Annotated in this window: 12 protein-coding genes; 1 reads left to right on the top strand and 11 read right to left on the bottom strand. The window is 64.2% G+C overall.

Annotated features, from left to right (window positions below; all coding sequences use genetic code 11):
* Nucleotides 1-624: 624 nt before the first annotated feature.
* From AC0L27_RS00975 to AC0L27_RS00935, 9 genes are all read right to left on the bottom strand, one after another.
* Complete coding sequence (locus AC0L27_RS00975; RefSeq protein WP_473317847.1) at nucleotides 625-1275, bottom strand: hypothetical protein; 651 nt, start codon at nucleotides 1273-1275, stop codon at nucleotides 625-627.
* 64 nt (nucleotides 1276-1339) lie between these two features.
* Nucleotides 1340-1540, bottom strand: coding sequence for a hypothetical protein (locus AC0L27_RS00970; protein ID WP_275167719.1), 201 nt, complete (start codon nucleotides 1538-1540; stop codon nucleotides 1340-1342).
* Between the two features lie 255 nt (nucleotides 1541-1795).
* Nucleotides 1796-3202, bottom strand: a complete 1407-nt coding sequence (locus tag AC0L27_RS00965; RefSeq protein ID WP_473317846.1) for a hypothetical protein — start codon at nucleotides 3200-3202, stop codon at nucleotides 1796-1798.
* A gap of 299 nt (nucleotides 3203-3501) precedes the next feature.
* Nucleotides 3502-4287: a fumarylacetoacetate hydrolase family protein gene (locus tag AC0L27_RS00960; protein WP_354206730.1), complete on the bottom strand. Its 786-nt coding sequence runs from the start codon at nucleotides 4285-4287 to the stop codon at nucleotides 3502-3504.
* The gene (locus tag AC0L27_RS00955) at nucleotides 4287-5306 is read right to left on the bottom strand and encodes a 2-dehydropantoate 2-reductase (RefSeq protein ID WP_354206728.1); all 1020 of its coding nucleotides are present in this window, start codon (nucleotides 5304-5306) and stop codon (nucleotides 4287-4289) included. Before AC0L27_RS00955 ends, AC0L27_RS00960 begins: the two co-directional genes overlap by 1 nt.
* 104 nt (nucleotides 5307-5410) lie before the next feature.
* Nucleotides 5411-5836, bottom strand: coding sequence for a CBS domain-containing protein (locus tag AC0L27_RS00950; RefSeq protein ID WP_354056124.1), 426 nt, complete (start codon nucleotides 5834-5836; stop codon nucleotides 5411-5413).
* A gap of 177 nt (nucleotides 5837-6013) precedes the next feature.
* On the bottom strand, nucleotides 6014-7336 hold the full coding sequence (gene oxlT, locus AC0L27_RS00945) for an oxalate/formate MFS antiporter (RefSeq protein WP_354254090.1): 1323 nt from the start codon (nucleotides 7334-7336) through the stop codon (nucleotides 6014-6016).
* Between the two features lie 259 nt (nucleotides 7337-7595).
* Nucleotides 7596-8882 carry an oxalate/formate MFS antiporter gene (gene oxlT / locus AC0L27_RS00940; protein ID WP_275167713.1) on the bottom strand — a complete coding sequence of 429 codons (1287 nt, stop codon included), beginning with the start codon at nucleotides 8880-8882 and terminating at the stop codon, nucleotides 7596-7598.
* Between the two features lie 247 nt (nucleotides 8883-9129).
* Nucleotides 9130-9267, bottom strand: a complete 138-nt coding sequence (locus AC0L27_RS00935; RefSeq protein ID WP_007608347.1) for a hypothetical protein — start codon at nucleotides 9265-9267, stop codon at nucleotides 9130-9132.
* Nucleotides 9268-9546: 279 nt separating this feature from the next.
* Here AC0L27_RS00935 and AC0L27_RS00930 point away from each other — a divergent pair, with 279 nt between their 5' ends.
* On the top strand, nucleotides 9547-10878 hold the full coding sequence (locus tag AC0L27_RS00930; RefSeq protein WP_354206722.1) for an Hsp70 family protein: 1332 nt from the start codon (nucleotides 9547-9549) through the stop codon (nucleotides 10876-10878).
* A 41-nt stretch (nucleotides 10879-10919) separates the two neighbouring features.
* Here AC0L27_RS00930 and AC0L27_RS00925 read toward each other — a convergent pair whose 3' ends face one another.
* The gene (locus AC0L27_RS00925) at nucleotides 10920-11363 is read right to left on the bottom strand and encodes an SRPBCC family protein (protein WP_354056119.1); all 444 of its coding nucleotides are present in this window, start codon (nucleotides 11361-11363) and stop codon (nucleotides 10920-10922) included.
* A 262-nt stretch (nucleotides 11364-11625) separates the two neighbouring features.
* Nucleotides 11626-12615 (bottom strand): Bug family tripartite tricarboxylate transporter substrate binding protein, encoded by a 990-nt coding sequence (locus AC0L27_RS00920; protein ID WP_354056117.1) that lies wholly within the window; start codon nucleotides 12613-12615, stop codon nucleotides 11626-11628.
* Nucleotides 12616-12617 lie beyond the last annotated feature (2 nt).

The following is a 12617-nucleotide window of genomic DNA, read 5'->3' as shown; positions in this document are numbered from 1 at the left end:
GCGCGATGGTTTACGGTGTACTTCGTGCTCTCCCCGGGGAGCGATGCACTATTGCCCCCGTCGCCCCGCAGATCGCTGATGCGCGCGCCCGGTCGGGCAGCACGCATCACCACAGGACTTGACGCACAGACCCCGGGCGTCAGGACCACACGACTTGACCGTCCGCGCACGTCCTCGCTGGGCCTTCGGGAGCTGGCGTGTGCTCGCACCCGAAGCCATGCGAAGACGCTGTCGGCGCCGTGTCGTAGGCACGAAAGCCTGTGCTCACGGTTTCCCGCCCTGCAAGGCTCGCCGCGCCCGACGCCGTCGCGTCCATCGCTGCCCAACCCGCGGTTCGTGACGATCGCGATCCGCCCCTTGTTCCGGGTCAGGGTATCGCGTACGTACGACAAATCCGAATTTCGGTAAAGCGGAATATTTTTGCGGGCGGGGATTGACAGGCGGGGTGGGAAATTTGCGCGGGTGTTTTGCCCGACGGGCACTCCGCCGATCCATCGTGCGCCAATTGCTTCGGCATCGTCATTGCGAGCGCAGCGAAGCAATCCAGACTTTACCCGGGGAGGGACTCTGGATTGCTTCGCTGCACTCGCAATGACGGCGTCGCGTGGTACGTCCTGGCAGGCTCTATTCCGTCGACAGCCGCACCATCTGGCGGCCGCCGTTCATTTCCTTGAGGCTGTTGACGAAGTTTTCCGGGCGCTGCCAGCGGTTGGGGACGTTCAATCCCATGTACTCGGCGATGTCGCCGATGAACCCGGTGCAATTGGTGGTCTCGGCGTTCCAGACCGGCGAGTTCGCTTGCAATTTCTTGATATAGGCAAACACGCGCTTGGCGTCGGCTTCGTTCAAATAGACGCGGTAGTTCGCGGTCAGGTAATCCGGGTCGAGATCGCCGTAACTCGCGCCGGTCTCCGCCGGCACCCAGGTGAGGTGACCGAGCACATAGGCCCAAGTGTCGCCGGCGGGCGTGAGCCCTGCCACCTCGACGGCGCGCTCGCTGGTCTTGCCGTACCAGACGAAGGCGTGGCCCCAGCTCGCGGCCGTGCGGGCGCGGAAATCGACGTAATACGGACCTTTCTCCGCGCGCGCGACCGCGCGCCGCGTCGTTTGCGGCGCCGGACGTGATGCGGTGTCGGTCGTGGCAAGCGCGTTTGCATCGGCAACGCGCTTGTTCGCTTCGTGGGCCGAAGCCGAGGGTGTCGTACACGCGAGCATGGCCGCGAGCGCGACTCCCGCAAGGATGCAGGGTCCCGATCGATCAGGTTTGTTCGTCACGCTATGCCCCTCGACTGTCGGCCACTCACGCAGAGTGCCTCTTCTGCGCGTATTCGCTAAGGCGTCAGTAGCGCGCCGCGACCGGGCCGGGCGCCTTGCCGATCGGGGCCTTTCCAACCGGGCTCTTGCCAATCGGCATCTTGCCGATCGGCGCCTGCTCTGAATAGACGGGAACGGGCTGGCGGCGCGGCAGATCCGCAGCGTTCGCAGCCGTCACCAGAGCAAACGTAGCACCCACGACAAATACAATCTTCTTCACAGTCATACCCCTAGAAGGTTTGGTCCAAACACGGCACCGCCGTGCCCGCAGACACGCTCACAGAAGGGCGGCCGAATGCGTCCACAGTGCGGCGCGCTGGCGACATGTTGGCGGCATATGCCGGGCGCGCGGAGATGTGATGTGTCTGAAAGTTTCGGAGCCCGCGGCTGGTAGGATGGGTAGAGCGGAAGCGAAACCCATCGAACGCTTAGCCGAGGTGAGATGATGGGTTTCCGCTGCGCTCTACCCATCCTACGAGGCTCACCCGATCCGGTTCAGGCTATTCCGGATCGTCGAGAAGATGCCGCCGATGTCTTTTCGCAAGCCGTCGAGCGCGTTGAAATTGTCGAAGATGCGGGCGAGGCGGTCTTCGACCTCGCGCTTGCTCCTGGTCAGTGCCTCGACGCGAGAGGCGAGGGTGACGTCGCCGCTCGCCTCGATCTCGCCGACGGTTTTGGCAAGGAGATCGCGCGTGGTGCCGACGTCCGCGATCAGGGCCTCGATGCCGAACACGGGCGCCTTCAGCGGGAGGAGGTCGGCCTGCGACTTCGACAGCTCCGTCTGGAAGGCGTTCAGTGTCGCCAGCGTCTCCTGTAACGCACCGAGGCGCTGGCGCGACTGGAGCACAAAATCGTTCAGCGCATTCTGGCGGTCGGCAAGCGTCTTGCCGTCGGCGTCGGTCTCGACACCCGCGAGCGAGCGTTCGAGCTGGGCCTGGCGCTGGCCGAGCTCTTCGAAGTCGAGTCCGATGCCTTTCAGGATGTGGAAGCTGTCGTCGATGCGGGCCAGGCGCTGCTCGATCTCGATCTTGTTCTTCGACAGCGTCGCGACGCGGGCGCCGAGCGGGGCTTCGCCGCCGGTTTCGAGCTCGTCGACGCTCTTGGCGAGGCGCTCATGACCGAGGCCCAGCTCGCCGATCAAGGCATTGAGGCCGGCGTCCGACGCGCGCAGCGGCACCAGCTCGGCGTGGGACTTCGCCAGATCTTCCTTGTACTGGTTCAGGGTCGCAAAGGTGTTCTGGACCGTGCCGACCCGCGACAGCAGCATCGATACGTCGCGCGCGATGTCCTGGAGCCGGTCGGCGAGGTTGTTCTTGCGATCGTCGGTCTCGAGGTCGTGCAGCGAGCGTTCGAGCTGGTTCTGGCGGTCGCGGATCTCGGTGAAAACCGGCTCCACCGCGCGGCGCTGCTCGGCGACCTTGCCGACCATGTCGCGCAGCTCCTGCTGGCGGCGGCGGATTGCGGCGAGCTGGTCGTGCATGTCGGTGGATTCGTTGCGGCCGCGCTGGAGCAGTGCGCGCTGCTCGGTCTCGCCCAGCTTGTCGTCGAGGGCGGAGACGGCCTCCCGGGGATCGCTCTCGATCAGGTGTTGGACGGTGGCGTCGAGATGGTTCTGCAGGGCGTGGGCGACGACGACGTCCTCGCGGGTCTTCTTGAGGCGGTCGCGCAATGTGTCGAGGCGCCGGTCCTGGCGCGAGAGCCGCCAGGCGGAGGCGCCAATCAACGCCAGCGCCAGGGCCAGGATCGCGCCGGTCGCAATACGCTGCGGGACGGGCAGGCCTCCGAACCAGGCAGGCAGGTGGCCGAAATCGTAACCGAGCGCCTGCTGGGCGAAGATCGCGATGGCGGTGAGCAGAACAAACCAGGCAACCAGGAAAAACAGCCACATCGTGACTTCCTCACGCCGGCACATTATCGCCATAGTTGCTATTGGAGAGCGGAACCGAGATCAAGGGCCGCGGGGCTTGCCGGAGGTTTCCCGGTAGCGCGATCCACGGCCGGCCGCGTCAGCCGATCGGTGGAGGGGCGGCGCGGGTTGCGGGGGTTTCCCGACGCGGGGTGGGGCGCTTCCTCCGCGTCATTCCGGGGCGCGCGCGGCGCGAGCCCGGAATCCATTGATCTGCAGTCTCTGACGCCCGATGGACTCCGGGTTCGGCGCTGCGCACCGCCCCGGAATGACAGAGTGCGCTACAGCCGAAACTCGTTGGTCAACTCGCCGATGCCGTCGATCGCGACGGTTACCGTGTTCACGGGCTCTTTCATCACGCCGACGCCGACCGAGGTGCCGACGGCAATGAGGTCGCCGGGAAGCAGGGTCATGTCGTGGGAGATCCGGCTGACCAGCTCCTGCGCGGTGAAGATCATGTCCGATATCGGATAGTTCTGCCGCTCCGCGCCGTTGAGGATGGTACGGACCACCAGCTTGGCCGGATCGAGACCGGTGGCGATGACCGGGCCGAACGGGCCGTAATCGTCGATGCCCTTGGCCCGCGCCCATTGCGGGAAGGTCGGGTCGCTGGTCAGGATGTCGTTGGCGGTGATGTCGTTGACGCAGGTGTAGCCGAAGATGAAGCTGTCCGCTTCCGCCGGCGACACCCGGGCACAGGCCTTGCCGATGACGATGCCGAGCTCGCCTTCATAGGTAGTCTTGCCGTCGTAATGAGAGGGGCGGCGGATCACGGCGCCGGGCGTCGTGATGCTGGTGGTGGCCTTCAGGAGGTAGAGCGGCTCCGGCGGCTCGGGCTGGTTGAGCTTGGCCGCGAGCGCGTGAAAATTATTCCAGAGCGCGACGATCTTGCTGGGCGCGCAGGGCGCGAGCAGTTCGACCTCCGACAGCGCCAGCGTCTTGCCCGTGGCGGCATGGCGGCCAAACATCTCGCCCTCATGAACGCTGATGCTTGACGAATTCAGCGTGCCGAAGCCGGTCGCGCCGCTCTTGCGGAAGCGGAGCCATTGTTTGACCTCGCCAGCCATCACGCCACCGCCAGTGCGCGCGGATCTGATGGCGTCGAGATGCCGTCGTAGAGACCGGCGATGCGGGCGCGCTGGGTCACCATCGCCAGCACGGAATCGAGCGCGGGGGTGGCGACGCCGGTGAGGCGGCCCATCTCTTGCACGACGGTGACGAGCGGGTCGATCTCCATCGGGCGGCCGCGCTCGAGATCCTGGAGCATCGAGGTCTTGTGCGCGCCGACCTTGCGGGCGCCTTCGATGCGGCGCTCGACGTCGACGCGGAATTTGACGCCGAACGTCTCGGCGATGCCTTGCGTCTCCATCATGATCGCGCGCGACAGCGCGCGGGTGGCCGGATCGGTGCAGATCACGTCGAGCGTTGCATGGGTGAGTGCGCTGATCGGGTTGAAGCAGACATTGCCCCACAGCTTGAGCCAGATCTCGTCGCGGATGCGGTCGAGCACCGGTGCTTTCAGCCCGGCTGCGACGAAGAGATCGGCGAGGCGCTGCACGTCCGGGGTGATCTCGCCGGAGGGCTCGCCGAGCGGAAAGTTGTTGCCGTAGACGTGACGGATCACGCCGGGCGCCTCGATCTCGGTGGCGGGATAGACGATGCAGCCGATGGCGCGCGCGGCGCCGATTTCGCGCCACTGCCGTCCGCCGGGGTCGATGCTCTCCAGCGTCGCGTTCTCGTATTGGCCGCCATGCTTGTAGAAGTACCAGTAGGGAATGCCGTTGACGGCGGTGACGATGCGGGTGTGGGGCCCGAGCAGCGGCTGCATCGTCTCGATCACGCCGGTGATCGAGTGCGCCTTCAACGTGATGATGATGTAGTCCTGCACGCCGAGCTCGGCGGGATCGTCGGTGCAGCGCGGATGCACGGTGTGCTTCTCCTCGCCCGCGAGCAGCGTCAGGCCGCGCTCGCGCATCGCGGCAAGGTGTGCGCCGCGTGCGACTAGGCTGACGTCGGCGCCCGCGCGCGCGAGCTGAACCCCGAGATATCCGCCGATTGCGCCGGCGCCGTAGATGCAGATCTTCATGGAATCCTCGCGAAGCAGCGGAAGCCGGATTTCGGGACGAAAGATCCGGTCCGGCTCGGAAGGGTCCGAGCCGGGTCCGGTAGTCGCAGGGGAAGTGAGGCGCTTTAAGCTGCTTGCGGCGTGCCGTTGATCGCTTCGTCGATGAAGGATGCGATGTCGCGCATGCTGATGACGGAGACGAGGCTGTAGTCGTCGATGACGGGGAGGTGCCGGATGTGATTCCGGTTCATCAGATGGCGGACGTGCTCGATCGTGTCGCTCGACGTGCAGGACACGAGCTGTTGCACCGAGACGAGCTGCGAGACCTTGACGTTGACGGCATTGGCGCCGTGCTCGGCAACGGCGCGCACGACGTCGCGCTCGGTGAACATGCCGACCGCGGTATTACCCTCGGAGCGGACCACGTCCTTCACGACCAGCGCGCTGATATTGTTGGCGCGCATCAGCTTGGCGGCGATACCCACCGTTTCGTTCATTCGCACCGTGACAACGCGCGGTGTCTTCTTGCGCAGAATGTCTCCGACCAGCATTGCAACCTCCCTGGGTGAATGATGAACCAAGTGTGGTATACATAATGCCAATCGTCAAGCATTCGATTTGGCTGATCCGAAAAATCTTGCGGCAGTCATGCTGACGTTTGCCGTGAGCCAAAAAGAAAGGGGGCGCATCGCTGCGCCCCTGTCTCACCCGTGCAAGGTGCGTGTTCGTTATGCCGTCTCGGTCTTGGCGTTCCCGGTCGCGGCGTTGGCGCCCTCGGCTTCCTTGCCGAGGATGAAGGAGCGGCGCATCGGCTTGATCACGAACAGCGCCGTCAGCGCCGCCGTCGCGTTCAGCGCCACCGCGACCACGAATACGGCCTTCCAGCCATAGGTGGCCGAGATCACGCTTGCGAGCGGAACGAGCAGGGATGCCGTCCCCTTCGCGGTGTAGAGCATGCCGTTGTTGGTGGTTGCGAACTTCGAGCCGAAGGTGTCGCCGCAGGTCGCCGGGAACAGCGAGTAGATCTCGCCGAACACGCCGAAATAGACCGCGGTGGCGAGCACGAAGACGATAGGCACGTGGCCATAGGCCGACAGCGTCAGCAGCATCAGCGCGGCGGTGCCGAAGGCGATGAACATGGTGTGCTCGCGGCCGATCGTGTCGGAGACGAAGCCGAAGAAGGGACGTCCGAAACCGTCGAAGATGCGGTCGAGCGAGATCGCGAACGTCAGTGCCGCCATTTGGAAGCCGGCGAGCGTGACCGGCGTGTCGGCGATCTTGAAGTCGTGCGCGATCGGGGCGATCTGCGCCGCGGTCATCAGGCCCCCGGAGGCGACCATGACGAAAACGAGATACATCACCCAGAAAATAGGGGCCCGCAGCACCTGGGGCGGGGTGAAGTCGATCTTGGTCTGCGGCAGATTGAGCTGCTTCTTCTTCGGCGGGATCGAGATCCGCGGCGGCTGGATGAAGAAGGCGAGCACGAAAACGATCACGCCCTGGCCGATGCCGAAGGTGAGGAACGCGTGCTGATAGCCGCTCGTTGCGATCATGGTCGCGATCGGCACGACGGTGAGCGCAGCGCCTGCGCCGAAGCCGGCGGCAGTCGCACCGGCGGCAAGGCCCCGACGATCGGGAAACCATTTCAGCGCGTTGCCGACGCAGGTGCCGTACACCGCGCCCGCGCCCATGCCGCCGATGATCGCGGCCGCGTAGAGCAAAGTGAGGCTATCGGCATAGGAGTTGAGAATCCACGACAGCGCGATCATGACGCCGCCGAACATGATGACGATGCGCGGGCCGTACTTGTCGACGAACCAGGCCTCGATCGGCACCAGCCAGGTTTCGGTGACGACGAAGATGGTGAAAGCGAGCTGGATCGCGGCGCGCCCCCAGTGGTGCGCGTGATCGATCGGATCGACGAACAGCGTCCAGCCATATTGCAGGTTGGCGATCATCGCCATGCAGACGATGCCCATAACCAGCTGGAGCCAACGGAAACCTGTGCGGAGAGGCGCGGCCGTGACAGCGCCATCGGTGCTGGAAATCATCAAGAACCTCCCAAGCGCCTGTCTGCTTCGACACCGGTTGCAAGATGACCTGATGTCGCAATATTGTGGCTTATCGTCGCAAGCGCTGCTGCGACCTTGGTATACCATATTCCAGATTGCAAGCCCTATCTTGGCGGGCCGCAGATAAAATATGCGGAGTTCCGTCTGGGAATGGCGGGTTCATGAAAACGTCGCGCACAACGAAAACGCCCGGCCGCGAGGCCGGGCGTTTTGCGCGAGAAGGCGCTTTTGCAGCGCGTCAGACGGTCGATTGCGCGACCACGACCTTGCGCCAGGGCTTGAGCACCGCGATCGCCAGCGCCGAGGCCAGGATGTTGGCGCCGGCCGCGATGATGAACACGTTGTCCCAACTGCCCGACGACTGCTGCATGTAGTTGCCGATCGGGACCAGCAGCGCGGCCGTACCCTTCGCGGTGTAGAGCAGGCCGGCATTGGTGGTCGCGAACTTGGCGCCGAACGTGTCGGTGCAGGTCGAGGGGAACAGCGAGTAAATCTCACCCCAGGCGAAGAACACGAAGCCCGAGAGCAGCACGAACCAGAGCGGATCGTGGCCCCAGAGGTAGAGCATCCAGATGCCGATACCTTCCATGCCGAAGGCGATGAACATCGTGTTCTCGCGGCCGATCATGTCGGAGATCCAGCCGAAGAACGGACGCGTCAAGCCGTTGAGCACGCGGTCGATCGTGGCCGCGAAGGTCACCGCGGTCATCGTCACCGCCATCAGCGTGACGGGCACGTTGTCGATCTTCCAGTCGGCCGCGATCGGCTTCAAATTGGCCGTCACCATCAGGCCGCCGGCGCCGACGATCACGAACATGAAGTACATCAGCCAGAAGATCGGCTGACGCAGCACCTCCGTCGGCTGATAGTTGCGGCGGGTCTGCTGCAGATTGGCGTTCGCCACCACGCTGGGCACCTGGCCTGCCTTCGGCGCCAACAGGAAGAAGGCGAGAATGCAGATAATGATGCCTTGTCCGAGGCCGAAATAGAGGAAGGTGGTCTGGAAACCGCTGTCCTTGATCATGGCCTGGATCGGCGCGACGGTCAGCGCAGAGCCTGCACCGAAGCCCGCAGCCGTGATGCCCGCGGCAAGACCGCGCTTGTCCGGAAACCACTTCAGCGCGTTGCCGACACAGGTGCCGTAGACGCCGCCGGCGCCGATGCCCGCGACGATCATGCCGAGATAGTAGCCGTTGAGCGTGGTCGCCTGCGCGTTGATGGCCCAGCCGATGGCGCAGAGCACGCCGCCGACCAGTACGACGAGGCGCGGGCCGTATTTGTCGACGAACCATCCTTCGATCGGCACGAGCCAGGTCTCGAACAGCACGAACAGCGTAAAGGCCCATTGGATCGACGCGCGATCCCAGCCGAACTTCTTCTGGATGTCGGGGACGAAGAACGTCCAGCCGTATTGATAGTTGGCGATCATCACCATCGCCGCGACACCGACCGCCAATTGCGCCCAGCGATACGTGTCGCTAACGCGCGCGGCGGTTGGGGCCGTTGCCTGCACCATGTCCGTCATAAAGCCTCCCGTGGCGCCTCTAATTTTTCTGCGAGCGCTGGAGGGGCATTCTTGTATGCATTATGCCAAGCTTCAAGCGCTGGTCCGGCCACCGTGCGCAAATGTCGCAGGACCGCACCCGGCTGCGGCTGCGACTCAGGACAGCACAAGTAGAAATGGCCCCGTCATCCGGGGCCATTCATCAAAAGTCGTATGCAAACCGATATAAAACCGTCCCGCAGCGCGGCGGCGGGGGAGGCTGCCCGGCTTACAGGCCGAAGCGCGGCAGGTCGCCGTTGTGGTTCGAGATCTTGGCGCTCGCCATCAGGAGGCGGTCGATCGTGGCCATCAGGCGGGCGAACAGCGAGGAGGAGGGGGCGAGAGCGACGGAAGCGGTCTTGGACATCGGAATCCCTTTCTTGAGACGGTCAGCAGTGCTGTCTCATTTCGAAGGGCAATCTATGTATACCAGATGCCAAAGTCTATGCATGCCATTGCATAGCAGCATTTAGCTCTTCGCATTGCAGCATAACAATCCGTTAAATCGGCCGATTTGAGCGCGATATGCCCCAACCCCGCCGAAACTCTATCATTTGACCGCCGATGTCCAAAAAACGGAGCCTTGGCAGCGGTGCGCGAAGCCGCTAGTGGTCTGCCCCCTTCCAATCATCTGTCAGAGTGGTTCATGTCGAGCGCCTCGCCCGCCGTCTCGATCGGCATCGATTTTGGGACCAGCAACACGGTCGTGGCCCTTGCGGCGGACGACCGCCGGGTGGAGGCCATCCGCTTCGATCATGGCGGACAGCGCCACAGTGTCTTCGTATCGGCGCTGTGCTTCTGGGAGGACCGGCCGGGAGCCGGCGCCCAGGCCGAAGGCGGTCCGTGGGCGATCGAGACGTTCCTCGAGGGACGGCATGTCTACCGCTTCCTCCAGTCGTTCAAGACCTTCGCCGCGAGCTCCAGCTTCAACACCACCCAGGTGTTCCGGCAGCGCTACAAGTTCGAGGATATTCTGGCGGCGTTCCTGCGGACCCTGGCGCGCCATGGCGGCGATAAATTCGGCTTCGAGACGTCCACCATCACGGTCGGCCGCCCCGTCCGCTTCGCCGGCGGCAATCCCGACGAGGCGCTGGCGATGCAACGTTACCGGGCCGCGTTCGAGCGCCTTGGCGCCGGCCACGCGCGCTATGTCTACGAACCCGTGGGTGCAGCGTTCTCCTTCGCCCGCCGTCTGGAGCGCGATGCGACCGTGCTGGTTGCGGATTTCGGCGGCGGCACTAGCGATTTCTCGGTGATGCGGTTCTCGCGTGCCGGCGGCGCCTTGCGCGCCGAGCCGCTCGGCCATGCCGGCATCGGGATTGCGGGCGACACGTTCGATTACCGCATCGTCGATCACGTCGTCTCGCCGCGGCTGGGCAAGGGCTCCAGCTTCCGGTCGTTCGACAAGGTGCTGCCGATCCCCACCGGCCACTACACCAATCTCGCGCGCTGGCATCAGCTCGCGATGATGAAGAGCAATGGCGACCTGCGCGAGCTCCGGGAGCTTGCGCGCACCGCGGTGAAGCCGGCTCTGCTCGAGGATTTCATCACCATCGTCGATCTCGACCTCGGCTTTTCGTTGTACCGCGCGGTGTCCGACGCCAAGGTCGCGCTGTCGGCGCAGGATCAGGTGGAGTTCCGCTTCAAGGGCGGCGGGGTCGACATTGGCTCGACCATCACACGGAAGAACTTCGAAGCCTGGATTGCCGACGATATCGCGAGGCTCGGGGCCACCGTCGACAAGGTGCTGGGCGAAGCGGGCATCACCGCGCGCGAGGTCGAGAAGGTGTTTTTGACCGGCGGCACGTCCTTCGTGCCCGCTGTCCGAAAACTGTTCGCCGAGCGGTTCGGCAACGAGCGGCTGATGTCGGGCGATCAGTTCGAGTCGATCGCCTACGGTCTTGCTTTGATCGGACACAGCCCGGACCCCGACCGCTGGACCGCAAGCGGCGGGATTGCGCCGCGGGCAGGGGCGTAGGGCATTCGCGCGATTGTGTGCGCGCCTCGTCCTTCCAGATGCTATTGCTTGATCTCAGGCTCGACGAGCCTCGCCAGATTGCGCAGCGATTCCTGCCAGCCGAGATAACATGCCTCCGGCGGGATGACGTCGGGAATGCCGGCCTGCGTGATATCCACCTCGGTGCCGACGGATACTTTCTTCAGGATCACGGTGACCTGGATCTCGCCCGGCAGATTGGGGTCGTCGAACCTGTCGGTGTAGCGCAGACGTTCGCCGGGGACGAGTTCGAGATATTCGCCGCCGAAAGCGTGGCTGTTGTCCGTCGTGAAGTTGCGGAACGACATCTTGAACGTACCCCCGACCTTCGGCTCGAAATGATGGACGGTGCAGGTGAAGCCGTTCGGCGGAAGCCATTTCGCCAGCGCATCCGCCTCCAGGAAGGCGCGATAGACTTTCTCCGGGCTGGTGGTCAAAACGCGGTGCAGGCGAACAGTGCTGGGCATGATCATCTTCCTCATGAATCGCCGGGCTCGACGTCAGCGTCTATTGCCCTTTCTGTCTAGATGACGGACGAGATACCCCCGATCCGACAGGGCGTTTCGAATTTTTTGATTGATGGCCGGCAAACTGCCGCCACGTCCTGCGGCGTCATGGTGAATACGAGATTGTAGCCGGGAATCGTCGGAATGTTCCGCCCGCCTGCGGCGCGAGGCGCCGACGGCGAAAGCTGGCCGGCGATCACGCGCTCGACTGCATCGGTTGCAGTTATTGATCGAGTCGAATCTGCGCGGTTTTGACAATGTCCTGCCAGCGCGCGATCTCTTCGGTCATCCGCCGCTTGAGCGGTTCGGGGCCTCGCTGGTCCGGCGGGGGCAGGATCAAGCCTACCAGTTCGAGCCGTTTGCGCACGCCGTCATCGTCGAGCGCTGAGCGAAGCGCATCCGAGAACCGGTCGCGAATGGCGTCGGGAGCGCCTTTCGGCAGGTAGAACGCGAACCAGCTCGATGCGACAAACTGTGGAAGCCCTGCTTCCCGGGACGTCGGTGTGTCCGGCAATTGCGGAACACGTGCGGCGGCCGAAACGGTCAGAAAGCGCAGATTGTTGTCACCCAGGAAGGGAAGAACGTCGCCCAACAGTCCACAACTGAAGTCGCTGCGGCCCGCGACCAGGTCGGTCATCGCCAGCGCTGATCCGCGATACGGCACCTCCACCGGCTTGAATCCGATCACGGAGGTGAACAGCAGACAGCTGATATGGCTGATCGAGCCGACACCCGCATGGCCCAAGGTGAGGTCCGGGCCACGCGCCTTGGCGATCGCGATGAACGACGCCATGCTATCTGCGGCGAGGTCGCGGCGAACGACGACGAGGATCGGCGTTTCCGCAACCAGGCCAATCGGCGTGAAATCAACCAGCGGGTCATAACGGAGGTTCGGATACAGCGCGACCGATGCCGCATGCGTCCCGACGTGACCGCTGACGAGGGTATAACCGTCGGGCGCGCTTTTCGCGACGCGCGTTGAGCCGGTCGTGCCGCCCGCCCCAGCGACGTTCTCGACAATGATCGGCTGTCCGAGTTTTCGCGCCATGTGTTCGGACACGATCCGGCTCATCACGTCATTCGGGCCGCCAGCCGCGAACGGGACGACCAACGTGATCGGTCGTGACGGGAACGGCGACTCGGCGTGTGCCGCATTCAATAGTGTCAGCACCGCAGCTGCGACGAGGGCCGTGTGCTTGCGTTTCAGAATCATAT

The organism is Bradyrhizobium sp. Ken51 (genome assembly GCF_055807435.1).
Note: the sequence above shows the minus strand (reverse complement) of the source record. Positions and strands in the feature narration are given on the sequence as shown.